The organism is Haloferax sp. KTX1, from assembly GCF_902410085.1.
GTDB classification, from domain to species: domain Archaea; phylum Halobacteriota; class Halobacteria; order Halobacteriales; family Haloferacaceae; genus Haloferax; species Haloferax massiliensis.
Genome location: NZ_CABPRH010000001.1, coordinates 285795 through 307189, shown reverse-complemented (window position 1 = coordinate 307189; position 21395 = coordinate 285795). Strand labels below are relative to the sequence as shown.

Annotated in this window: 20 protein-coding genes; 10 read left to right on the top strand and 10 right to left on the bottom strand. The window is 67.1% G+C overall.

Features of this window, described 5'->3' with window-relative positions; all coding sequences use genetic code 11:
- The first annotated feature begins 39 nt into the window (after nt 1-39).
- From FY251_RS01545 to FY251_RS01525, 5 genes are all read left to right on the top strand, one after another.
- The gene (locus tag FY251_RS01545) at nt 40-405 is read left to right on the top strand and encodes a cox cluster protein (RefSeq protein WP_148413147.1); all 366 of its coding nucleotides are present in this window, start codon (nt 40-42) and stop codon (nt 403-405) included.
- A gap of 91 nt (nt 406-496) precedes the next feature.
- A complete protein-coding gene (locus tag FY251_RS01540) occupies nt 497-856 on the top strand; it encodes a DUF6684 family protein (protein WP_042662693.1) in 360 nt (119 codons plus the stop codon).
- Nucleotides 857-954: 98 nt separating this feature from the next.
- Nucleotides 955-2712: a cbb3-type cytochrome c oxidase subunit I gene (locus FY251_RS01535; protein WP_148413588.1), complete on the top strand. Its 1758-nt coding sequence runs from the start codon at nt 955-957 to the stop codon at nt 2710-2712.
- Nucleotides 2713-3128: 416 nt separating this feature from the next.
- Nucleotides 3129-3380, top strand: coding sequence for a cox cluster protein (locus tag FY251_RS01530; protein WP_148413146.1), 252 nt, complete (start codon nt 3129-3131; stop codon nt 3378-3380).
- A gap of 54 nt (nt 3381-3434) precedes the next feature.
- The gene (locus FY251_RS01525) at nt 3435-3839 is read left to right on the top strand and encodes a universal stress protein (RefSeq protein ID WP_148413145.1); all 405 of its coding nucleotides are present in this window, start codon (nt 3435-3437) and stop codon (nt 3837-3839) included.
- Here the strand turns inward: FY251_RS01525 and FY251_RS01520 are convergent.
- The 6 genes from FY251_RS01520 to FY251_RS01495 form a co-directional block, all read right to left on the bottom strand.
- The gene (locus FY251_RS01520; RefSeq protein WP_148413144.1) at nt 3836-4516 is read right to left on the bottom strand and encodes a co-chaperone YbbN; all 681 of its coding nucleotides are present in this window, start codon (nt 4514-4516) and stop codon (nt 3836-3838) included. The two genes, FY251_RS01525 and FY251_RS01520, sit on opposite strands and share 4 nt — an antisense overlap.
- 2 nt (nt 4517-4518) lie before the next feature.
- A complete protein-coding gene (locus FY251_RS01515; protein ID WP_042662683.1) occupies nt 4519-5262 on the bottom strand; it encodes an ABC transporter ATP-binding protein in 744 nt (247 codons plus the stop codon).
- Entirely contained in the window at nt 5259-6017 is a 759-nt protein-coding gene (locus FY251_RS01510; protein WP_148413143.1) for an ABC transporter ATP-binding protein, read from the bottom strand. Before FY251_RS01510 ends, FY251_RS01515 begins: the two co-directional genes overlap by 4 nt.
- Nucleotides 6014-7195 carry a branched-chain amino acid ABC transporter permease gene (locus FY251_RS01505; RefSeq protein ID WP_148413142.1) on the bottom strand — a complete coding sequence of 394 codons (1182 nt, stop codon included), beginning with the start codon at nt 7193-7195 and terminating at the stop codon, nt 6014-6016. Before FY251_RS01505 ends, FY251_RS01510 begins: the two co-directional genes overlap by 4 nt.
- Nucleotides 7192-8160 (bottom strand): branched-chain amino acid ABC transporter permease, encoded by a 969-nt coding sequence (locus FY251_RS01500; protein WP_042662680.1) that lies wholly within the window; start codon nt 8158-8160, stop codon nt 7192-7194. The genes FY251_RS01505 and FY251_RS01500 overlap by 4 nt, the downstream gene beginning before the upstream one ends.
- 123 nt (nt 8161-8283) lie before the next feature.
- Nucleotides 8284-9639: a substrate-binding protein gene (locus FY251_RS01495; protein ID WP_187367334.1), complete on the bottom strand. Its 1356-nt coding sequence runs from the start codon at nt 9637-9639 to the stop codon at nt 8284-8286.
- A gap of 564 nt (nt 9640-10203) precedes the next feature.
- Here FY251_RS01495 and FY251_RS01490 point away from each other — a divergent pair.
- Entirely contained in the window at nt 10204-10812 is a 609-nt protein-coding gene (locus FY251_RS01490) for a Tat pathway signal protein (protein WP_148413141.1), read from the top strand.
- Nucleotides 10813-10896: 84 nt separating this feature from the next.
- Here the strand turns inward: FY251_RS01490 and FY251_RS01485 are convergent, their stop codons facing one another.
- On the bottom strand, nt 10897-12519 hold the full coding sequence (locus FY251_RS01485) for a long-chain-fatty-acid--CoA ligase (protein WP_148413140.1): 1623 nt from the start codon (nt 12517-12519) through the stop codon (nt 10897-10899).
- Nucleotides 12520-12695: 176 nt separating this feature from the next.
- On the opposite strand from FY251_RS01485, the gene FY251_RS01480 reads away from it, so the two are divergent.
- The gene (locus FY251_RS01480; protein WP_042662676.1) at nt 12696-12947 is read left to right on the top strand and encodes a hypothetical protein; all 252 of its coding nucleotides are present in this window, start codon (nt 12696-12698) and stop codon (nt 12945-12947) included.
- A 24-nt stretch (nt 12948-12971) separates the two neighbouring features.
- On the opposite strand, the gene acs is transcribed toward FY251_RS01480, so the two are convergent.
- Nucleotides 12972-14960 carry an acetate--CoA ligase gene (gene acs / locus FY251_RS01475; RefSeq protein ID WP_148413139.1) on the bottom strand — a complete coding sequence of 663 codons (1989 nt, stop codon included), beginning with the start codon at nt 14958-14960 and terminating at the stop codon, nt 12972-12974.
- 182 nt (nt 14961-15142) lie between these two features.
- On the bottom strand, nt 15143-16843 hold the full coding sequence (locus FY251_RS01470) for a methylmalonyl-CoA mutase (protein WP_148413138.1): 1701 nt from the start codon (nt 16841-16843) through the stop codon (nt 15143-15145).
- 221 nt (nt 16844-17064) lie between these two features.
- Between FY251_RS01470 and FY251_RS01465 the strand changes: the two genes are divergently transcribed.
- Genes FY251_RS01465 through FY251_RS01455 form a run of 3 tightly spaced genes read left to right on the top strand, consistent with a single transcriptional unit; the run spans nt 17065 to nt 20607 of the window.
- Nucleotides 17065-18990: a NosD domain-containing protein gene (locus FY251_RS01465; RefSeq protein ID WP_148413137.1), complete on the top strand. Its 1926-nt coding sequence runs from the start codon at nt 17065-17067 to the stop codon at nt 18988-18990.
- Nucleotides 18983-19789, top strand: coding sequence for an ABC transporter ATP-binding protein (locus tag FY251_RS01460; RefSeq protein ID WP_148413136.1), 807 nt, complete (start codon nt 18983-18985; stop codon nt 19787-19789). The genes FY251_RS01465 and FY251_RS01460 overlap by 8 nt, the downstream gene beginning before the upstream one ends.
- Nucleotides 19786-20607, top strand: a complete 822-nt coding sequence (locus FY251_RS01455; protein WP_148413135.1) for an ABC transporter permease — start codon at nt 19786-19788, stop codon at nt 20605-20607. The genes FY251_RS01460 and FY251_RS01455 overlap by 4 nt, the downstream gene beginning before the upstream one ends.
- A gap of 26 nt (nt 20608-20633) precedes the next feature.
- Here FY251_RS01455 and FY251_RS01450 read toward each other — a convergent pair whose 3' ends face one another.
- The gene (locus FY251_RS01450; RefSeq protein WP_148413134.1) at nt 20634-21278 is read right to left on the bottom strand and encodes an FAD-dependent oxidoreductase; all 645 of its coding nucleotides are present in this window, start codon (nt 21276-21278) and stop codon (nt 20634-20636) included.
- Nucleotides 21279-21395: the final 117 nt, after the last annotated feature.

Sequence of the window (21395 nt, the reverse complement as noted above, 5' to 3'; positions counted from 1 at the left end):
TTCCGAAGGGCTTGTTACCACACAGTCCAACGGACGGGTATGGACGAAGCGCCGGGACTCTCCGACCAGTACCGCACGGCCAGTCCGTGGCCCGTGTTCATCGCGCTCGGGATTCCCATCTCCGAGCTGGGCCTGTTGTTCAACCTGTTTCCACTCGCCGTCGGCGGGCTGCTCCTGTTCGGCGGGAGCGTCGTCGGCATCCTCAAGGAGTCCGGCTACGTCACCTCGACGATTCGCGCGGTCACCGCGCTTGCGGTCATCTTTCTCGCGTTCGGCGCGGGACTCGCGTTCACCGACATCGCACTCGTTACCCGCGGCTACGCGGTCATCGCGGCCGCGATTCTGCTCGTGGTCGGCGGCGTCGTCTTCGAACTGTTCGTCCGCGAACAGCGACAGACCTTCTGACCGCCGCGGACGACCCCGCGGCCGCTCCGACTCGCCTCGACCGGACGCGAAACCAACAATCTATTTGAACGGCGTCCCCGAGTGTCTCGATATGGCAACCAAGACGTTCGACAAGGAGACCATCCTCGACCTCACGGTCAACATGGTTCCGCTGGCCATCATCCTGTTTTTCGTGGTGGCGTTCACCTTCGTCAATCCGTTTGGGTTCGAATCGCTCACGTCGGGGCTGCAGTACGCGCTCCTCATCGCGCCGTTCGTACTGCTCGCCGCGCTCACCTACCTCTCTGGGAAGGCCATCGCGGGCTCCGAGAAGGAAGGCACCGTCTACGCGCCGGGGCAGGCGACGGTTCCGGGCGCGAAGCCGCTTCACGAACAAGAGAGCGAGGAGGCGGCCGAACTCGAAGAATCGCCGGATGACGACGCCGTCGAAGCCGCGGACGAGACGGCTTAAAGCACCTCGAATCGCAGGGCGGTCCCGAATCTTTCATTACCCTGCACTACTCAGGCACTTCCATGGAGGTTAACGGACAGTTAGCACTGACGGTGCTCATGGGGGTCTTCCTCATCGCCGTCGCCGCGTGGCTCGCGCGGGTCGAAGACTGGCGGTCGTACACCCCGCTCGCGGGCGGAGGCACGGTCGGCGGTACCGCAGAGCAGTACGTCTCGGAGGAGAAACCATCCGGGGTCATCCGTTGGTTGACGACGGTCGACCACAAGGACATCGGGATGCTCTACGGCGCGTACGCGCTCGTCGCGTTCGCCGTGGGGGGTCTCATGGTCGTCCTGATGCGGATTGAACTGGCGGACCCGTCGATGACGCTTATCTCGAACACGTTCTACAACTCGTTGCTCACAAGCCACGGGATTACGATGCTGTTCCTGTTCGGGACGCCCATCATCGCCGCGTTCTCGAACTACTTTATCCCGCTTCTCATCGGCGCGGACGACATGGCGTTCCCGCGTATCAACGCCATCGCCTTCTGGCTCCTACCGCCGGCGGCGCTGCTCATCTGGGCCGGGTTCTTCCCCATCCCGGACGTCATTCCGGCGCAGACGGCCTGGACGATGTACACGCCGCTTTCGGCCGGTGTCGGCTCCGGCAACCAGGTGAACGCCGGCGTCGACCTGATGCTCCTCGGCCTGCACCTCTCGGGTGTCTCGGCCACGATGGGTGCGATCAACTTCATCGCGACCATCTTCACGGAGCGCAACGAGAAGGTCTCGTGGGCGAACCTCGACATCTTCTCGTGGACGATTCTGACCCAGTCCGGTCTCATCCTCTTCGCGTTCCCGCTTCTCGGGAGCGCGATTATGATGCTGCTTTTCGACCGGAACTTCGGCACGATGTTCTTCGATGTCGACGGCGGGGCGATTCTGTGGCAACACCTGTTTTGGTTCTTCGGCCACCCCGAAGTGTACATCCTCGTGTTGCCCCCGATGGGCATCGTGAGCCTCGTGCTCCCGCGCTTCGCGGGCCGTCGGCTCTTCGGGTTCAAGTTCGTCGTCTACTCCACGCTCGCCATCGGCGTCCTCTCGTTCGGCGTCTGGGCGCACCACATGTTCGCGACGGGCATCGACCCCCGACTCCGCGCCTCGTTCATGGCCGTCTCGCTGGCCATCGCGATACCGAGCGCGGTCAAGACGTTCAACTGGATCACGACGATGTGGAACGGGAAGATTCGCCTCACGACGCCGATGCTGTTCTGTATCGGCTTCGTCTCGAACTTCATCATCGGCGGCGTGACGGGCGTCTTCCTCGCGTCGATTCCGGTGGACCTCGTGCTCCACGACACCTACTACGTCGTCGGGCACTTCCACTACATCGTCATGGGAGCCATCGCCTTCGCCGGCTTCGCCGGGCTCTACTACTGGTACCCCATCTACACCGGCCGGATGTATCAGGTCACGCTCGGTAAGTGGCACTTCTGGCTGTCGATGGTCGGGACGAACCTGACGTTCTTCGCGATGATTCTGCTCGGCTACGGCGGCATGCCGCGTCGCTACGCGACCTACCTGCCGCAGTTCGCGACGCTCCATCAGGCCGCCACGGTCGGCGCGCTCATCCTGCTCGCCGGCCAGATCATCTTCGTCTGGAACTTCGTCCAGTCGTGGCTCGAAGGCCGCGAAATCGAAGACGGCGACCCGTGGGACCTCGCCGACGACGACCTCGTCACCGCCGAGTGGACCTGGTTCGAACGCAAACTGGAGACGGCCGTCACCGACGGCGGCGAAGACGAGACCGACCTCGCCACCGACGGCGGGCAGACGGTCGACGACGCGGAGGCGGACTCCGCGGACGACGCGTAACCGACGCCGCTCGACGGCGATTCGGTCGCGGTTCATTTTTCAGACGCTGGGTTCGAGAGCGAACGCGCCCGACGACGCCGACTGTCCGTGCTCGCCGCCGGTGTCGGTCGCTCGCGTGCGTCACGGAGTCCGTCCCGTCAAAGCCGCCGCTCGCGAGGACGGCGACCGCGGCGGAGAGAAGCGACCGCTCTCGGTGGCGGCGACGCGAAAACCGGAGAGAACTCAGACGACGAGGAGGATGCCCGTCGCGAACATCAGTACCGCGATGGCCCCGAGCACGAGTCCGAGGATATCCGTATCCGACATACCTCACTGTTTGCGCGTGCGGCCAAAGGTGCATCGGTACGCGGACGCCGACCCCCGCCGCGACGAGGCGAACGGAAACCCCTAACAGCGTCCGCCCCCGAACGTGAGCCGTGAGTTCGAACGTCGGCGGTCACCGCTTCGTCCTCGGATTGTACGCCGCCCTCGTCGCCGTCGCCGGGGGCGCGGGCTACCTCACCGGAACGTTCGTCTCGGGACTCAGCGCGCCGCGGTTCCTCTTTCTGGTGCCGTTTCCCCCAACGCCCGTCGGCTTCGCGGCCTACGGCGCGCTGACCATCGCGCTCGTCCTCGGTGTCCCGCTCGCGCTCGTGGTCTACGTCTCGGCCGGACTCGACGACGCCTGATTCAGCATTATCGTTCAACACAAATACTAATATCCACTACCGGGACGTGGTAGTATGTACCACGTTGTAATCGGTATCGACGACGACGCGGACCACGCGCTCGCGTGCGTCGAAGAGGTCGCGAAACTCCCCGGCGACCCCGGCGAGAAGGAGGTCACACTCATCCACAGTTTCACCGACAACCCGAGCGGGGCGTCGGCGACGCAGATTCACTCGGTCAGAACGGCGGGCGAGTTCCTCGAAGACCGCGGTATCGAGTACGACGTCAACGAGTCGTCGGGCGACCCCGCAGAGGTCATCATCGAGTTCGCCGACGAGGAGGACGCGGACCTCATCGTCACCGCCGGGCGGAAGCGCTCGCCCGCGGGGAAGGCGCTTTTCGGGAGCGTCACCCAGACGGTGATTCTGAACTCCGACCGGCCCGTCATGGTGACGGGCTCGACGAAGCGGAAAAGCTAGTAGACCCGGTCGAGGACGGCCGCGACCTCGTCGGGGGTCCGACGGCCGGACGCTCGTTCTCGCAGTTCGCCGTCCCGAACACACAGGAGCGTCGGTGCTGACTCGACATCGAAGGACCGACAGAACTCGTCGGCCGCTTCGCCGTCGACGCCGGCAGTCGCGACCCCGTCGGGGACGCGGTCGAGAATCGCGTCGAGGTCCTCCTTCATCGCGTCGCAAGGGTCACAGAAGCGCCGCCACACGAGGACGACCGCGTCCGGACGCGCTTCGAGGTACGATTCGAAGGACTCGTCGTCGAGTTCGTCGAGCGCGCTCGGCACCGGCGACGACGGGGCCATCTCGACGAGCAGCCCCGCCATGACGAAAAGCAGGTCCCGCTCGACGGGCGCGTCGAGAAACGACTTCGCCGCGAGGTAGGCGACCACGTCGGCTCTGGTGACGCCGAACTCGTCGAGTCGCGCCTCGACGTTCTCGGGGGCGACGCCGAAGAGGTCCGAGACGGTCTGGTGGAACTCCTCGGTCGAGACCGCGCCGTAGATGTCGTGGTAGACGGCGAGCGTCTTTTCGAACGCTTCGGTGGTCGAGAGCGTCCCGTCCGGCGCTTCGTCGACCGCGCCGGCCTCGATGAGCGTTTCGAGCGCCGTCTCCGGGTCGACGTCGGCGTCGGTCGCGGCCATCGTCAGACCCCCAGATACCGCTCGCGCGTCTCGTCGTCCTCGCGGAGCTCCTCGGCGCTCCCGTCGAAGACGATGCCGCCCTGATCGATGACGTACGCGCGGTCGGCGAGTTTGATGGCCGCCGCGGCGTTCTGCTCGACGAGGAGGATGGTCGTGCCCGCGTCGCTGATGCGCTCGACCGCGTCCTCCACGTCCTCGATGATCTTCGGCGCGAGCCCCTCGTAGGGCTCGTCGAGGAGCAACAGGTCCGTGTTCTGCTTCAGGGCGCGCGCGATGGCGAGCATCTGCTGTTCGCCGCCGGAGAGCGTCCCCGCGCGCTGGTCTTTCCGCTCGTCTAACCGCGGGAACTGGTCGTAGACCTCCTCGGTCGACATCCCCTTGTGGCCGAACGACAGCGACCGACCCCACGTGTTCGACTTGTTGTTGACGACCTCCGCGAGGTGGAGGTTCTCGGCGACCGAGAGGTTCGGGAAGATGCGCCGCTCCTCGGGCACCAGCGAGATGCCCCGGACGGAGACGTCCTCGGCGGGGACGCCCGTGATGTCGTCGCCCTTGAACCGGATGTGGCCCTCCCGCACGTCGGGCGGCGTCGCCCCGGCGATACACCGGAGCGTGGTGGTCTTGCCCGCGCCGTTGCGGCCGAGGAGCGCGCATATCTCGCCCTCCTCGACGCTCATCGAGAGGTCGCGGATGATGTGGCTCTCGCCGTAGTAGGCGTCGATGGCGTCGATTTCGAGGAGGCTCACAGCTCGACACCTCCGAGGTACGCCTCTTGAACGGCTTCGTTGCCCCGAATCTCGTCGGGGGTGCCCTCGGCGATGATGCCGCCGCGGCTGAGGACGACGATGCGGTCGGAGATGCTGAAGACGATTTCCATGTCGTGTTCGACGAGGACGAACGTGAGCCCGAGGTCGCGTTTGACCTGCTCGATGAGGTCGACCGTCGACTTCGTCTCCTCGGGAGACATGCCGGCGGTCGGTTCGTCCATGAGGAGCAGGTCGGGGTCGCTCGCGAGCGCGATGCCGATTTCGAGGCGACGCTTGTCGCCGTACGGCAGGTCGGTCGCGACGGTGTCCGCGCGGTCCAACAGGCCGACCGAGTCCAGCGTGTCGCGGGCGACGTCGTGGACGTCGCTGAGGCTGTCGCGGTGTTTCAGGAACTCGAACCCGAACGCGCCGCGCTCGGACGCCAGCGCCGCGATTTCCGCGTTCTCCCGGACGGTCAGGTCGGGGAAGATGGAGGCGGTCTGGAACGACTTGGAGACGCCGCGTTGGACCACCTGATGCGGTTCGAGGCCGACGATAGACTCGCCTTTGAACCGGATGTCGCCGCTGGTCGGGTCGAGCCGTCGCGTGATGAGGTTGATGAGCGTCGACTTCCCCGCGCCGTTCGGCCCGATGATGGAGACGCGCTCGTCCTCCTCGACGGTGAGGTTCACGTCGTCGGTGGCGACGAGGCCGCCGAACTCCTTGACGAGGTTCTGGGTTTCGAGGAGCGTCATCGACCGTCACCTCCGTTTCCGAAGCGCGAGCGGACGCGGTTCGCCGCCTTCGAACCGAGGTCGACCGCGAGTTCGCGGAGCCAGTTCAGGATGCCCCACAGGCCGTCGGGGACGACCCAGACGACCACGACGAAGACGAGTCCCAAAAGCAGGTGCCAGTAGAACCCGAAGTCCCGAATCAGCACGATGTCCGTGAAGGGAATCGTCAGCGCTTGGATGGTCTGGACGATGTTCTCGATGTAGAGGTACAGTCCGACGCCGAGGACCGGCCCGAACATCGAGCCCGCGCCGCCGAGAACGGTCATGACGACGATGTCGCCGGACTCCGTCCAGAACAGCGACTGGAGCGGGACGTACGCCCCGTGGATGGTAAAGAGGCTCCCGGCGACGCCCGCGAACGCGCCCGAGATGATGAACGCCATCAGCTTGTAGCGCCAGACGTTGAGACCGACGAACTCGGCGCGCTGTTCGTTCTCGCGGATGGCGCGGAACACCATCCCGTACGGCGAGTTGAGGATGCGGTAGGCGACCGCGACCGCGCCGACGAAGAAGACGCCGACGAAGGCGTAGAACCACGTCCCGAGGAGCATCCCGCCGACGGACGGAACGTCCGCTTCGAGGTGGATGACGCCGAGGAAACTGCCGACCTCGACGCCGGTGAGGCCGTTTTCGCCGTTGGTCAGAAACGCCAGCGGCGACGCGGCCATGTAGTAGAACATCTGGGCGAACGCCAGCGTGAGGATGGAGAAGTAGATGCCGCCCCGGCGGAGCGACAGAAAGCCCAGCACCCACGCGAGCAGCACCGCGAACAGCGTCCCCGAGACGACCATCACGATGGGGTCACCGCTGACGTTCTTGGCGACGATGCCCGCGGCGTACGCCGCGCCGCCCCAGAAGGCCGCGTGGCCGAACGAGAGCAGGCCGGTGTAGCCGAGAAGCAGGTCGAAGCCGATGGCGAAGATGCCCCAGATGAGGATGAGCGTCGCCAGGCTCTGGTAGCCCTGCAGGAACCCCGAGACGACGGGCGCGCGGGCGAAGAGGTACGGGAACACCGCGACGAGGACGGCCGTGATGCCGACGACCGTCCCCTCGCGGCCGCGGAGTTTCTCCCAGCGGCCGAACAGGCTGCCGCCGACCAGCGCGTCCTTCGCGCTCGGATTGGCGTCCTTCTCGCTCATGGCGTCACCTCCTCGTCGCCGAGCAGGCCCTGCGGCCGCGTCAGGAGGACGATGGCCGCGATGGCGTAGAGGCCGACCTGCGACCACGCGGGCGCGAAGGCGACGAGCGCGGCGGTCGTGAGGCCGAAGACGATACCGCCGACGACCGCGCCGGCGATGCTTCCGACCCCGCCGATGACGACGGTCAGGAACGCCGGGACGAGGATGTTCGTCCCGATGGTCGGGTTGACGACGTTCAGCGGGCCGCCGACGACGCCCGCCACCCCGGCGAGCGCCGCGCCGATGCCGAAGACCACGATGTACGGCCGGGTGATTTTGATGCCGAGGAGTCGGACCATCTCCGCGTCGCGGGTCCCGGCGCGAACGACGAGCCCGAAGTCGGTGTACTCGACGAGCAGGTACACGAGCGCCACGAGGACGGCCGTGATGCCGATGACCCAGAGCCGCCACTGCGGGAAGTTACCGACGATTGGCAGCGCGATCGGGCCGGAGACGGGGATGCCGGCGAACGAGCCGACAGAGAGGATTCGCTCGGGCTGTTCGAACGGGAGGCTGTTGCTGCCGAACAGGACGCGAAACAGCTCTTGGACGACGATTGCGAGGCCGAACGTGACGAGAATCTGGTCGGTGTCGGGGCGGTCGTAGAACGCCCGCGCGAGGTACCGCTCCATCAACAGGCCGACCGCGAAGACGAAAAGCGGGACGAAAAGCAGGGCGGCCAAAAAGCCGATGTCGAGCCCGAAGCTCGAAAAGCCCCACTCGGCCAGTTTTCCGTTCGACAGCGGGACGTTCAGCGCGACGAACAGCCCCGTGTAGGTGCCGACGAGGTACAGCGCGCCGTGCGCGAAGTTGACGAACTTGAGCGTGCCGAGGATGATCGAGAGACCGACCGCCAAGAGGACGTAGATAGCCCCCTGCTGCAGTCCGTTGAGCAGGATGACGAGCACGTCCGACAGAAGGCTCATCGACCGCCACCCCCGCGCCAACGGTTCGAGGCGTGTACTACCATGGGTATGCTAATCTTACTCATTTACGTGTGCGTGGTTGTCTGCGATTAACTTTCATTAAGATAACGGTGGGGCGAGTGTCTACTCGTAGGACCCGAGTTCACACTCGGCCGCCGGCCCCGCGTCGCACGCGTAGCCGAGGTCGTCGCGGCTGGTGATGTTGACGATGTTGAAGTACGATCCCTCGCCCTGCTCGGACGCCGGAAGCCCCTGCACGACCGGCACGTCGCGTTGCGCTTGGTGGTCGCACCCGCGCATCGTCTCCGCGCCCATACCGACGTTGTCGTACTCGTAGTCTTCGAGCTGCTTGATGACTTCCGGCGGGTAGAACGTCCCCGCGCGCTCGACGGCGGCGGCGTACTGGAGCGTCTGGGCGTACGCCAACTGGGCGGGACCGGACGGCGTCCGGTCGTACTCGTCTCGGAACGCCTGCGTGAACTCCTGTGACGGCGTGTTGTCTATCTGGGAGTCCCACGCGACGGTGCCGTAGATGCCCTCGATCGCGCCGCCCGCCGCCTCCGCCATCGGGCGGTTGTACAGCGGAACGATGATTTCCATGTCCTCGTCGATGCCGGCGTCGACGGCCTGCTGGACGGAGTTCGCGCCGTCGAGGCCGTAGTGGTTCAAGATGAGCACGTCCGCGCCCGAACTCTGTGCCCCCGAGAGGTACGTCGAATAGTCGGTGGTTCCGAGCGGGGTCGCGACGGAGTCCACCTGCTCCCAGCCGGCGACGTCGGTCATGAACTGCTCCATCGACGCCTGCTGGGTCTGTCCCCAACTGTAGTCGGCGTAGAGCTGGTAGAACGTCAGGTCCTCGCCGTATGCGTCGCGGACGACGGGGGCGAGCGCCTGACCGGTCATGTACGCGTTGAACATCTCCCGGAAGGAGTAGCGGACGCAGTCCTTTCCGGTGGTGTCGTTCGAGTGCGTCAGACAGCACATGAACATGACCTTCTCGTTTTGACACAGCCCCTGGACCGCGATGGCGACCGCCGAAGACGACCCGCCCGAGATCATGATTGCGCCGTCGCGCTGGATCATCCCCGAGGCGGACTGCCGCGCCTGGTCCGCGTCCGTGGCCGTGTCGCCGTCCACGTGGTCGATGGTGTAGCCGAGGACGCCGTCGCCGGAGAGGTCGTCGAACTGCGAGTCGACCCAGCCGCCGCCCTCGTTGAGGTGCTTCACCGCGAGCTGATACGCCCGGAGCTCGTCTTCGCCCTCCGAGGCGTACGGCCCCGACTGCGGGACGTTGAATCCGAACGTGGCCGTGTCGCCCTCGATTGGGAAGTTGCCCAGCGCCGGGTACTCCTCCCCGCCGTCGCCACCATCTCCACCGTCGCCGCCGCCACCGCCGTCGCCACCGTCGCCGTTGCCAGTGTCAGTGTCAGTGTCACCACCCCCGTCGCCTCCGCCAGTACATCCCGCCAGCCCTGCCAAGCCGGCGGTTCCGACAGCACCAGTCGCCTTCAACACGTCTCGTCGATTGAGCGGCTTGCTATCCCGTGCCATAACCACATCGGCGGATACATCCTTAATAATAGTTATGTATGAATTCCCTATTACATGTGGAATCAATCATTATAGACTGGTGCAATCTACGGTAGCATATAAGGTGCTCACGGGGCGACGACCGCCGCCCGGGTCTCGAAGTGAGCTCTCCGCGGCCCGGAACGTGCCACAGACGCAAAATACACGCCGGTGTCGGACTGGCCCGCTGCGTTGGTCCGACCCGCTCGGGCGTCGACGCCGACGAGTCGGCCGCGCGGGCCGTCTCCTCGCGGAACGCGTCGCTCCGATTTCCTCGCGCTGGCGACCGCGCGAGCGGGTCGAACCGCGGGTGACCAACTATCAGAATACTAGATATATATCCCCGAATAGCACCGTTTCAACGCGCTTTCTGTGCGTACACAGACCAGTTAATCTCGTGCCGTCGTGAATGTCCGATTTATAACTAACCCAGCAAAGCGCGAATAACGCGGCAGCCACGCCCGTGGCACCACTATGACAAACGACTCGAACGACGGATTCAGACCGACTCGGCGCTCCGTGCTCCGACTCGGCGCGATGTCGGCGCTCGGCATCGGTATCGGTATCCCCGCGGTCTCCGGCTCCGCGGCGGCGACCATGTGTCCCAAGACGCCCGGCTACTGGGCGAACAACCCGGACTACAGCAGTCCCACCGACAACTGGGCGGTCCTCGGCCCGAGTGCCGACTCGGACTACACCCTCCGCGGCGAAACGAAGACCCACGACGAGTGGCGCGAGTTCCTCGTCGCGCCCACGAAGGGCGATAAGGCGAACATCATGGCGAAACACTACCTCGCCATCGTCCTCAACCTCCGGAACAGACCGGGCGACGACCCGGGATGCACGAGCGACGGCGCGACCATCCAGTACGGCGACTACGCGGGCTACACCATCGAGGAAGTCAAGGCCATGGCCGGTTCGTGGCTCACAAACTCCGCGTGGTCGAACGGCGGCAAACAGACGAGCTGGTACGTCAGCGTCGGCGGCGACATGGTCGACGGCGAGACGCTCAAAGACACCCTCGACGCGTTCAACAACAACCCCGGGTCGCTCGGCCTCGACTGCCCCTGCGACGACCGCTGAACCGCGTTCGCTTCCGAAACGAGACCCCTCGGCCGCGGTTAAGGTCCCGCTACACCCCGAAACGCGGGCTTAACGCGGTCGTTCCTATCCCTCACCCACCATCCGTCCCTCGTCTTCCCACTCGCGCTCGCGCAGTTCGTACTTCTGAATCTTCCCGGTCGCGGTCTTCGGGAGTTCGGCGACGAACTCGATTTCCTTCGGCACCTTGTACGTCGCGATGCGCTCCCGACAGAACTCGATGAGCGCCTCGGCGGTGACGCCCGGCGCGTCGGGGTCGCCGCTCGTCGGCACGACGAACGCCTTCGGCGACTCGCCCCACTCGTCGGACGGGACGGGGATGACCGCCACGTCGGCGACCGCGTCGTGGTCGAACAGCGTGTCCTCCAGTTCGATGCTGGAGATGTTCTCGCCGCCGGAGATGATGATGTCCTTCTTGCGGTCCTGGATGCTGATGAAGCCGTTCTCGTCGACGACCGCGAGGTCGCCCATGTGGTAGTAGCCCTCCAGCCGCGCCGAGAAGGCCGCTTCGGTCTCTTCGGGTTTGTTCCAGTACTTCTCCATCACCTGATTCCCCGCGACGACGATTTCGCCGATGGACTGGTCGTCTCTCGGCACGTCGTTTCCGTCCTCGTCGACGACGCGAACGTCGGTGCCGAGGTAGCCGATGCCCTGTTTCTTCTTCACGCCGAAGCGGTCGTCGCCGTCCCCCAGGTAGCGACCCGCCTCCGAGGTCGTGATGAGCGGGCCGGTCTCGGTGGCCCCGTAGACGTGCATGAGCCGCCAGCCGAACTCGTCTTCGACGGTTCGAATCGTCGCCTCCGGCGGGGCCGCGCCCGCGGTCGCCGCGCGAACGGGGCTCGCGCCGGTCGTCTCGACGCCGCCTTCCTCTCGGTAGCGTTTCATCAGGATGTTCAGCACCGTCGGCGCGGCGCAGAGATACGACACGTCCTCGTCGCGGATGGCGTCCAACACGGCCTCCGCCTCCACCCCGCGGGTGCAGACGTGTTTCGCGCCGTGGCCGGTAATCGCGTAGATGTGGCCCCAGCCGTTGACGTGGAACATCGGGAGCGTCCAGAGGTAGACGTCGCCGTCCGCGATGTCCTGATGCATCGAGATGAGATAGGCGTGAATCGTCTCGGCGCGGTGGGTGCGGCAGACGCCCTTCGGGTCGCCGGTCGTCCCCGAGGTGTAGTTGATGGTGATTATCTCGTCTTCGTCCATCTCGGGGCGCTCGTAGTCGGTCGACTCCGCGACCAACTCGTCGAAATCGAGCCACTCGCCGTCGGTCGACTCCGCGGCCTTCTCGGGGTCGTTCGTGACGAATATCTCGGTCGGAATCTCGTCGCGGACCTCGTCTATCTTCTCGGCGAAGGCGTAGTCGGCGTAGACCGCTGTCACGTCCGCGTCGTTCAGCATGTACTCGAAGTCGGCCGGGACGAGCCGGTAGTTCAGCGGCATGTGGACGGCTCCGAGCTGCATCGACCCGTAGGCGGCTTCGAGGTGGTAGTGCGTGTTGGGGTCGAGCACCGCGACCCGGTCGCCCTTCTCGACGCCGCGGGACTGGAGCGCCGCCGAGAAGCCGTCGGCCCGCTCGCCGAGTTCGTCGTAGGTAAAGCGCTCGCCCGTCGTGGCCACGACCGCCTCCTCGTCCCCGTAGTACCGCCGCGCGCGGTCGAGGAACTCCGTCACCAGGAGTGGTTTCTTCATACGGAGTATCCTTCACTAACGTTCAAAATAAATATGCGGGCTGGTGTCGGACAGAACCTGAATGAGAATGATTGGCACACCGGGTCGCAATATAGCACGTCTCGCGCCGCGGGCGACTATATTACTATACGAACTATACAGGAAAATATCTTGTTCGGAGAGCCCGTAGCGCGCGTATGGCGCTTTCGGACTACACCGGACGCTCGCCGACGGGCCGGGACGAGACGATCGTCCGCGTCGTTCCCCATCGGCTGTGGCGACCGGGCGACGAGCGTGTCGAACCGTGTACCTACAGCGGCGAGGAGATTCGGCTCTCCGAGAAGCACCTCCTCGCCGTGGTGGAACGCGACGGCGTCCGCGAGCGACGCTACTTCCGCGACGAGCAGTCGCTTTCGGCGTGGATGGACGAACCGGAAAATTCGCGGTAGGGCCGACGGCGGCGGCGCCGAGAGTTACTCGGACTCGACCTGCCGCTGAATCGACTCGACGATTTCTGGGTTCCGCAGCGTCGTCGTGTCGCCGAGTTCCTCGCCGTTCGCTATCTCTTCGAGGAGGCGGCGCATAATCTTGCCAGACCGCGTCTTCGGCAGTTCGGGCGTGAACACGACCATCTCGGGGCGAGCGATTGGGCCGATTGCGTCCTCGACGCCCTCGATGATGCGCTGTCGCATCTGGTCGTCTTCCTCCTGTCCCTCCTCGGTGATGACGTAGGCGTAGACGGCCTCGCCTTTCACCTCGTGATTCCCGCCGACGACGGCGGCTTCGGCGACGCCCTCGACGCCCACGATGGCCGACTCTATCTCCATCGTCCCGAGGCGGTGGCCCGAGACGTTGATGACGTCGTCCACGCGCCCGAGGATGGTGATGTAGTCGTCGGCATCGATTTTCGCGCCGTCCTCGGGGAAGTAGACCCAGTCGTCGGGGTCGTTGCTGTCCACGTCGGAGTACTCCTGCCAGTACTCCTGAATGAACCGCTCGTCGTTGTTGTAGAGCGTCCGGAGCATCCCGGGCCACGGCCGATTCACCGTGAGATAGCCCGCGCGCCCGGCGTCGACCCGCTCCCCGCTCGTGTCGACGATTTGGGCGTCGATACCCGGCAGCGGCGGCCCGGCGGAGCCGGGTTTCATCTTCTTGATGCCCGGCAGGGTCGTTATCATCATCCCGCCGGTCTCGGTCTGCCACCACGTGTCCACGACCGGACACTCCTCGTTGCCGATGTGCTTGTAGTACCACTTCCACGCGCGCGGGTTGATGGGTTCGCCGACCGTCCCGAGCAGGCGGAGGCTCGACAGGTCGTGCTGTTCGGGGAACTTGCTGCCCCACTTCATGAACGCGCGAATCGCCGTCGGCGCGGTGTAGAAGATGTCGACCGCGTACTTCTCGATGATGTCCCACAGGCGGTCGCGGTCGGGGAAGTCGGGCGTCCCCTCGTACATCACCGTCGTCGTCCCGAGCGCCATCGGGCCGTAGACGATGTAGGAGTGGCCCGTAATCCAGCCGATGTCGGCCGAACACCAGTAGGTGTCTTCCTTCTCGATGTCGAGGACGGCGTGCGAAGTCCACGCGGCGTACGCGAGGTAGCCGCCGGTGGTGTGTTTGACGCCCTTCGGTTGCCCCGTCGTCCCCGACGTGTACATGAGGAACAGCATGTCCTCGGCGTCGCGCTCGACGGGGTCGACGCGCTCGCCGGCGTGCTCGTCGAGGAGGTCGTCCCAGTCGTGCTGGTTGCCCTTCAGGTCGTGACCGAAGCCGTCGTCGCCGAGGCGGTCGACGACGACCGTCGCGTCGACGCCGTGGTCGACGCCGTCGAGACCCTCGTTGGCCTTGTCGAGGTGGTCGAGCGGGTCGCCGCGGCGGTAGTAGCCGTCGCAGGTGACGAGGAATCGGGAGTCCGCGGAGTTCATCCGCGTCGCCAGCGCGTCGGCCGAGAAGCCGCCGAAGACGACCGAGTGCGGCGCGCCGATGCGGGCGCACGCGAGCATGGCGATTGGCAGCTCGGGAATCATCGGCATGTAGAGCGTGACCACGTCGTCTTCCTCGACGCCGAGGTCGCGCAGGGCCGCCGCGAACTCGTTCACCTCGCGATACAGGTCCTGATAGGTGTACGTCCGCGTCTCGCCGTGCTCGCCCTCCCACTTGATGGCGACGCGGTTCTTGTCGCCGTTTTCGACGTGGCGGTCCACGCAGTTGTACGAGACGTTGAGCTTGCCGCCCGTGAACCACTTGTAGAACGGCGGGTTCGAGTCGTCCAGCACCTCGTCGTACGCTTCGTCCCAGTCGAGCATCTCGGCCGCCCGCTCCCAACAGTCCGGCCAGTTCTCCTCGAACTCGTCGTAGACGGCCGGGTCGGAGACGTTCGCTTGCGCGACGAACTCCTCGGAGGGTTCGAACTCCTCTTGCTCGACCAGCCGTGCCTCCAGTTCGGTGTCTCCGTCTGCCATAGTACGTGTTACCTACACCAATCCTCCATGATAAATCTATGTAGTCCCGAAGTCCGGACGGGGGCGTCATCAGCGGGCGGTCGCCGGGCCGTCGGTCGGTTACGGTCCCCCGTCGACGCGCGGTTCCATCAACCAAAGGTCATGTCATCCCGGTCGGGGATGGCGGTACCGCGTCGGAGCCCTCACATCACGCCGATGGTCTCGCGGTAGGTGCCGTACTCCTCGGCGAACACGTCCATGATTTCGCCCATCGTGACGTACTCCTTGACGGCGTCGACGAGCACCGGCATGACGTTGTCGCCGTCGCGGACCGCCCCGCGGAGGTCGGAGAGCGCGGCGTCGACCGCCGCGTCGTCGCGCTCGTCCTTGACGGCTTCGAGGCGCGCGAGTTGTCTGTCCTGCACCTCGTCTTCGACGTGGAGCAGGTCGGGGCGGGTGTCCTCGTCTGAGGCGTACTTGTTGACGCCGACGACGACCTCCTCGCCGTCTTCGACCCGCGACTGGTACTCGTAGGACGCCTCGCTAATCTCGCGGTGGTAGTAGCCCTCGTCGATGCCGGCGAGGACGCCGTCGCGGACGGAGCCGTCGCCCATCTCCCGAATCTCCTCGATGTAGGCCATCGCCTCGGCCTCGATTTCGTCGGTCAGCGTCTCCACGAAGAAGCTCCCGCCGAGGGGGTCGATAACGTCGGCCGCGCCCGACTCCTCGGCGAGTATCTGCTGGGTTCGAAGCGCGACGGTGACGGCCTCCTCCGAGGGGAGCGCCAGCGCCTCGTCGAAGCTGTTCGTGTGGAGCGACTGCGTGCCGCCGAGGACGCCGGCGAGCGCCTGAATCGTCACGCGGACGACGTTGTTGAGCGGCTGTTGGGCCGTCAGCGACTGCCCCGCGGTCTGGGTGTGGAACTTCAGCTGCGTCGAGCGCTCGTCCTCGGCGTCGTACCACTCCGACATCACGTCGTGGTAGATGCGGCGGGCGGCGCGGAACTTCGCCACCTCCTCGAAGATGGAGTTGTGGGAGTTGAAGAAAAACGACAGCTGGGGGGCGAACTCGTCCACGTCGAGGTCGCGGTCCACCGCGTCTTCGACGTAGGCGAAGCCGTCGGCGAGGGTAAAGGCGAGCTCCTGCACCGCCGTCGACCCGGCCTCGCGGATGTGGTAGCCCGACACCGAGATGGGCCGGATGCGCGGGGTCTCCTCGGCGGCGAACTCGACCGTGTCGGTGACGAGTTTGAGCGACGGTTCGGGTGGAATCACCCACTCCTTCTGCGCGATGAACTCCTTGAGCATGTCGTTCTGGAAGGTGCCGCCGATTCGGTCGCGGGAGACGCCGCGGTTGTCCGCGAGCGCGACGTACATGGCGAAGACGACCGGCGCGGAGGGGTTGATGGTGAAGGAGGTCGTCACCTCGCCGATGTCGATGCCGTCGAACAGCACCTCCATGTCGCGGAGGGTGTCGACCGCGACGCCCTCCTTGCCGACCTCGCCGTCCGAAAGCGGGTCGTCGGAGTCCTTGCCCATGAGCGAGGGCATGTCGAACGCCGTCGAGAGGCCGGTCTGGCCGTTCTCGATGAGGTAGTGGAAGCGCTCGTTGGTCTCTTTGGCCGTGCCGAAGCCGGCGAACTGCCGCATCGTCCACGTCCGCCCGCGGTACATCGTGGGGTACACCCCGCGCGTGTACGGGGCCTCGCCGGGGAAGCCGAGGTCCGACTCGTAGTCGAGGTCGGCGACGTCGGCGGGCGTGTAGAGGTCCCGAACCTCGTGGTTGGAGACGGTGGCGAACCGGTCTTTTCGCTCGCCGCCCTTCTCCACGAACGGGTCGCGGGTCTCCGATTCCCACTCGTCGCGCGCCTCGCGGATAGACGCCAAATCGTCCTCGTCGTACATGTCCACCAATCCGTATGGACGATGATTAAGGATTCGGGTCGGAGTCAGTCCCTCGGTCGGTTCGTCCCGGCCCCGAGGCTTCGACGCACAGACCATCGCACATATCACCCCCGGACCGCCTAGCCCTCGCCATGCACGACCGCGCGACAGCCACAGCGCGCCTCGACGCGGCGACTCAGCCCGCCGCAGGCCCCGACCCCGCGGGAGCCGAGCGCTGACCGATGGCGCTCGTCACGCCCCAGACGACCCGCTGGGTCGCCGCCGCGACGGCGCTCGTCTTCGTCCTCGCCAGCGTCTCCTTCGTCGTCCCCGCCTCCGGGTCCGTCTCGCCGGTCGCCTTCGACGATACGGTCAAGACCGGCGGAACCTCTGTCGACGTTCGCACGGCGGAGGTCGAGGGATTCGAGGTCCCGCTCGCGCAGGTCCACTTCTCGCGGTACCGCTACGTCATCGGCTACTACGACGTTCGCACGGCCGCCGCCGACGTGTCCACGCCCGAGAGCGCCCGCCAGTTCGGCGACCCGCTCGCGGTGTTCGTCACCGACTACGCGACGGTCTCGCCCACGCTCGACGACGACGGCTACCTCCGAACCGAACACAACCGCAACCCCGGCTGGACGAGGGCGTCAGAGGCGTCGTTCGTCGTCGACTCCGGCGCGCGGGTCCCGTCCGGGGCAATCGCCGTCCCGTTTTCCGACGCCGACGCGGCGCGCTCGTTCGCGGACGCCCACGGCGGTGAGGTCGTCGACTGGGCGACGCTCCGCGAGCGCGCCGAGAACCCGCTTTCGTCCCGACTCGACGACTTCGAGTCGGCGGTCGCCGCCCACCGCGAGTGGGCGAACCAGACCACCGCTGCGAGTGATGCGCTGTTCGACCGCCCCGTCTCGACCGTCGTCGGCGAGGACGCGCCGACCGTCGAAGCCGCGGTCGCCTCGGCCCCCGCGAACACGACCGTCTACGTCCCCGAGGGGACCTACTCGGTCGATGCGGTCGAACTGAACCGCTCGGTGACGCTCCGCGGTGCCGGAAGCGAGACGCGACTCGTCGGCGACGGAAACGGGAGCGTCGTCCATCTCAGGGCCGACCGGAGCGCGGTCGGTGACCTCGCCATCTCCGGCGTCGGCGAGGTGGGGACGCGACGGGTCCGCGCCCAAAACGAGTCCGTCGACTGGGACACCCGCGTCGAACTCGCCTACGGCCGCGGCGACGCCGGCGTCGTCCTCGACGGCGCGAACGAGTCGACCGTCCGCGGCGTCGAAATCGACACGCCCGCGAGCGGCGTCATCGCCCGCGAGAGCGCCGACACCGTCGTCGACGGCGTGACCGTCCGCGGGGCCGACGAGCCGTCCGACGGCTTCATGGGCGTCGTCCTCATCGGCGAGCGGGCGGTCGTCCAGGACTCGACGTTCCGCGGCGGCCGCGACGGCGTCTACACCCACCGCGCCGACGGGAGCGTCGTCCGCGACAACCGCATGGAAGACGGCCGCTACGGCGTCCATCAGATGTACACCTCCGAGTCGCTCGTCGCCGACAACGTCGTCCGCGGGGACCGCATCGGCGTCGTCCTCATGACCCGGCCCGTCGGCAACCTCGTGGTCGGAAACGACGTGCGCGAGTCGGACTTCGGGTTCATGCCCGCCGGCAGCGACACCTACGTCGCAGACAACGTGTTCGCCGGCAACGAATACGGCATGGACGTGAGCGGCGACCGGCAGGTGTACGTCGGAAACGTCGTCGCCGGCAACGGGGTCGGCGTCCGCGGGAGTTCGACGTTCCCGACGAACGTCGTCGTCCGAAACGACATCGTCGGCAACGACGTGCGCGTCGAGTCGTCGCTCGGCCCGATGCGGACGTGGACCGCCGGCGGCGCGGGCAACTACTGGGGCGCTCTCCCGCTCGAAGACGCCGACGGCGACGGGGTCTACGACCGGGCGTACCAGCCTTCCGGGCCTGTGGACGCCGAACTCGGCCGCGAACCCGGCGCGCTCGCGCTCTCGGAGTCGCCCGCGGTGCGCGCGCTCCGCCGCGCCCGCGACGCGGTGGCCGGCCTCCGCGGATCCGGCGTGGTCGACGCCGCGCCGCGGACCGACCCGGTTCGACCGGAGACGCTCGCCGCCCTGAACGCGACGGAGGAGACCGATGACTGACGAACCCACGACGATGCCGAATCCAGAATCCGAGAGGACCGCCGAGACCGCTTCCGACGAACCGACGGGCGACAGCGCCGGTCTCGACGCCGACGGACCGGCTATCGCCGCGACCGACCTCGGACACGCCTTCGGCGACGTGCGCGTCCTCGACGGCGTCTCGCTGTCGGTCGCGCCCGGCGAAATCGTCGCGCTCGTCGGCCCCAACGGCTCGGGGAAGTCCACGCTCTTACGGTTTCTCGCGCGGGTCCGCGCGCCAGACGAGGGGACCGTCGCCGTCGGAGCCAGTAACGGACGCGCCCGCGTGGGCTACCTCCCGCAACAGCCCGGCTTCCGCGCCGGCTTCTCCGCGGCCGACACGCTCGAATTCTACGCGCAGTTCGTCGACGAGGACGTGGACGTGGCCGGGGTGCTGGAACGCGTCGGCCTCGCGGACGCCGCCGACCGCCGGGTGGGAGCGCTCTCCGGGGGGATGACGCGCCTGCTCGGCCTCGGGCGGGCGCTCGTCGGCGATCCGGCCGTGGTCGTCCTCGACGAGCCGGCGAGCGGCCTCGACCCCGGCATGGTCGAGCGGCTGTTCGACATCGTCGCGGCCCTCGCCGACGCGGGCGTGGCGGTCGTCCTCTCGTCGCACAACCTCGGTCCCGTCGAGCGGACCGCAGACCGCGTGGTCGTCCTCGACGGCGGGCGGTTCGTCGCCGACGGCGACCCGCGGGCGGTGGTCGAGTCGGTCGGCGCGGCGGACCTCCAGACCGCCTTCGGCGACCTCGTGGCGACCGAGGAGGTGACGGGCAGATGAGCGTCGGCGACCTCGACGGCCTCGGCGACCTGTTCGCCATCGCGGCGCGCGAGCTTCGGACGGTCGTCAGAACTCCGGCGGTCGTCGCGCTCTCCGTCGTCTTCGCGCTGACCGTCGTCGCGGTCGCGGCCGCCGGGTCGGGCGCGCGCGGCGGCTACGTCCCGCTGGTGCTCGATTTGCTCCCGTTCGTGGAGGCGCTCGTCCCGCTTCTCGCCGTCGCGCTCTGCTACCGCGCGGTGCTGTCGGACCGCGAGTCGGGCGAACTCGACGTGCTTCGCACGTTCGACGTGTCCCGGCCGGCCTACGTCGGCGGCGTCTACCTCGGCCGGGGACTCGCGCTCGCGTTCGTCGTCTTCGGGTCGCTCCTCGCCGCGGGCGCGACCGTTCCGGTTCTCTCGCCGCCCGACCCGACGTTCCTCGCGCTGAACGAGGCCGCCGACTCGCCGGTCGCGTTCCTCCGCTTTTCGGTCCTCGCGGTCCTGTTCGCCCTCGCGGTCGCGGCCGTCGCGCTCGCGGTCTCGGCCGCCGCGCGGACCGCCCGGCAGGCAATCGCGTTGGCCGTCGGCCTGCTCGTCGCCTTCGTCGTCGGCGTCGACGCCGCCGCGGTCGCCGGATTGGCCTCGGGGAACCTCGGCATCGACGCAGTGCCCCTCGCGCTCGCGGCGAGTCCGAACGGGGCGTTCCGGTCGCTCGTCCTCGGCGTCGCCGTCGAGACCGACGGGGCGGGCTCGCCGGCCGCGGCGCTCGCTGGCCTCGTCGGCTGGGTCGTCGTCGCGCTCGCGCTCGCGGTGCTGACGGCGTGGCGACCGGTAGAATAGTGTCGCGGGCGGCGCGCGCGAGCCGCTTACCCGAAGTTCTCGACCTTCGCGGCGTCGGCGTCGCCGCCGGCCGCCTCGACGGCGTCGGTCGCGTTCTCGACGAAGTCGGCGAAGCCGTAGACGAACACCTGCTCGCCCTCGTCGCCGGTGAGCGCGTCGGCGACGGCGTCGGCGAGGTCGGACCCGTCGCCGGTGACGACGACGCTCGCGCCGTCGTCGCGGAGCGCGGAGAGCCGTTCCTCGTGCGCGGGCGCGTCGTCGAGGTAGACCACGGCGGCCTCGTTGCCGTCGGCGACCGCGGCCTCGGCGATGCCGACCGCGGGGCCGACGCCGGGCCCGCCCGCGAGGACGACCACGCGCGACTCGCCGTCGTAGTAGCTCCGCCCGAACGGCCCGGAGACCTCGACGTCGTCGCCGGCGACGAGCGAGTCGAGGTGCCGGCTGAACGGCCCGGCCTCCTCGGGGTCGATGCCGACGGTCACCTCGAAGGTGTCGCCGACGCCGGGCGACGACAGCGTGTAGAACCGCGCGTACGACTCGCCGTCGACCTCGGCGGAGAGCTTCACGAACTGGCCCGGTTCGGCCTCGAAGCCGTCGGGCGTCTCGAACTCGATGGCGACCGTGCCGGGGCCGACGTCGCTGACCGCGGCGACGGTGACGATTGCGTCCATGCGACCGGGTTGGTCGCAGGCTCACAAGGGCCTTGCCTTCCCGGACGCGCGCGCCGGGGGCGGGGCGAACCGCGTGAGCCGCCCGAACGGCGTGAACCGGAAATAATTGTCACGAGA

What these genes read in the sequence shown, in the direction of transcription:
- FY251_RS01450 (WP_148413134.1), bottom strand. Translation starts at nt 21,278, where the DNA reads ATGGACGCAATCGTCACCGTCGCCGCGGTCAGCGACGTCGGCCCCGGC.
- FY251_RS01520 (WP_148413144.1), bottom strand. Translation starts at nt 4,516, where the DNA reads ATGGCCGCGACCGACGCCGACGTCGACCCGGAGACGGCGCTCGAAACG.
- FY251_RS01460 (WP_148413136.1), top strand. Translation starts at nt 18,983, where the DNA reads ATGACTGACGAACCCACGACGATGCCGAATCCAGAATCCGAGAGGACC.
- FY251_RS01490 (WP_148413141.1), top strand. Translation starts at nt 10,204, where the DNA reads ATGACAAACGACTCGAACGACGGATTCAGACCGACTCGGCGCTCCGTG.
- FY251_RS01480 (WP_042662676.1), top strand. Translation starts at nt 12,696, where the DNA reads ATGGCGCTTTCGGACTACACCGGACGCTCGCCGACGGGCCGGGACGAG.
- FY251_RS01455 (WP_148413135.1), top strand. Translation starts at nt 19,786, where the DNA reads ATGAGCGTCGGCGACCTCGACGGCCTCGGCGACCTGTTCGCCATCGCG.
- acs (WP_148413139.1), bottom strand. Translation starts at nt 14,960, where the DNA reads ATGGCAGACGGAGACACCGAACTGGAGGCACGGCTGGTCGAGCAAGAG.
- FY251_RS01485 (WP_148413140.1), bottom strand. Translation starts at nt 12,519, where the DNA reads ATGAAGAAACCACTCCTGGTGACGGAGTTCCTCGACCGCGCGCGGCGG.
- FY251_RS01470 (WP_148413138.1), bottom strand. Translation starts at nt 16,843, where the DNA reads ATGTACGACGAGGACGATTTGGCGTCTATCCGCGAGGCGCGCGACGAG.
- FY251_RS01540 (WP_042662693.1), top strand. Translation starts at nt 497, where the DNA reads ATGGCAACCAAGACGTTCGACAAGGAGACCATCCTCGACCTCACGGTC.
- FY251_RS01535 (WP_148413588.1), top strand. Translation starts at nt 955, where the DNA reads ATGGGGGTCTTCCTCATCGCCGTCGCCGCGTGGCTCGCGCGGGTCGAA.
- FY251_RS01465 (WP_148413137.1), top strand. Translation starts at nt 17,065, where the DNA reads ATGGCGCTCGTCACGCCCCAGACGACCCGCTGGGTCGCCGCCGCGACG.
- FY251_RS01525 (WP_148413145.1), top strand. Translation starts at nt 3,435, where the DNA reads ATGTACCACGTTGTAATCGGTATCGACGACGACGCGGACCACGCGCTC.
- FY251_RS01510 (WP_148413143.1), bottom strand. Translation starts at nt 6,017, where the DNA reads ATGACGCTCCTCGAAACCCAGAACCTCGTCAAGGAGTTCGGCGGCCTC.
- FY251_RS01500 (WP_042662680.1), bottom strand. Translation starts at nt 8,160, where the DNA reads ATGAGCCTTCTGTCGGACGTGCTCGTCATCCTGCTCAACGGACTGCAG.
- FY251_RS01545 (WP_148413147.1), top strand. Translation starts at nt 40, where the DNA reads ATGGACGAAGCGCCGGGACTCTCCGACCAGTACCGCACGGCCAGTCCG.
- FY251_RS01505 (WP_148413142.1), bottom strand. Translation starts at nt 7,195, where the DNA reads ATGAGCGAGAAGGACGCCAATCCGAGCGCGAAGGACGCGCTGGTCGGC.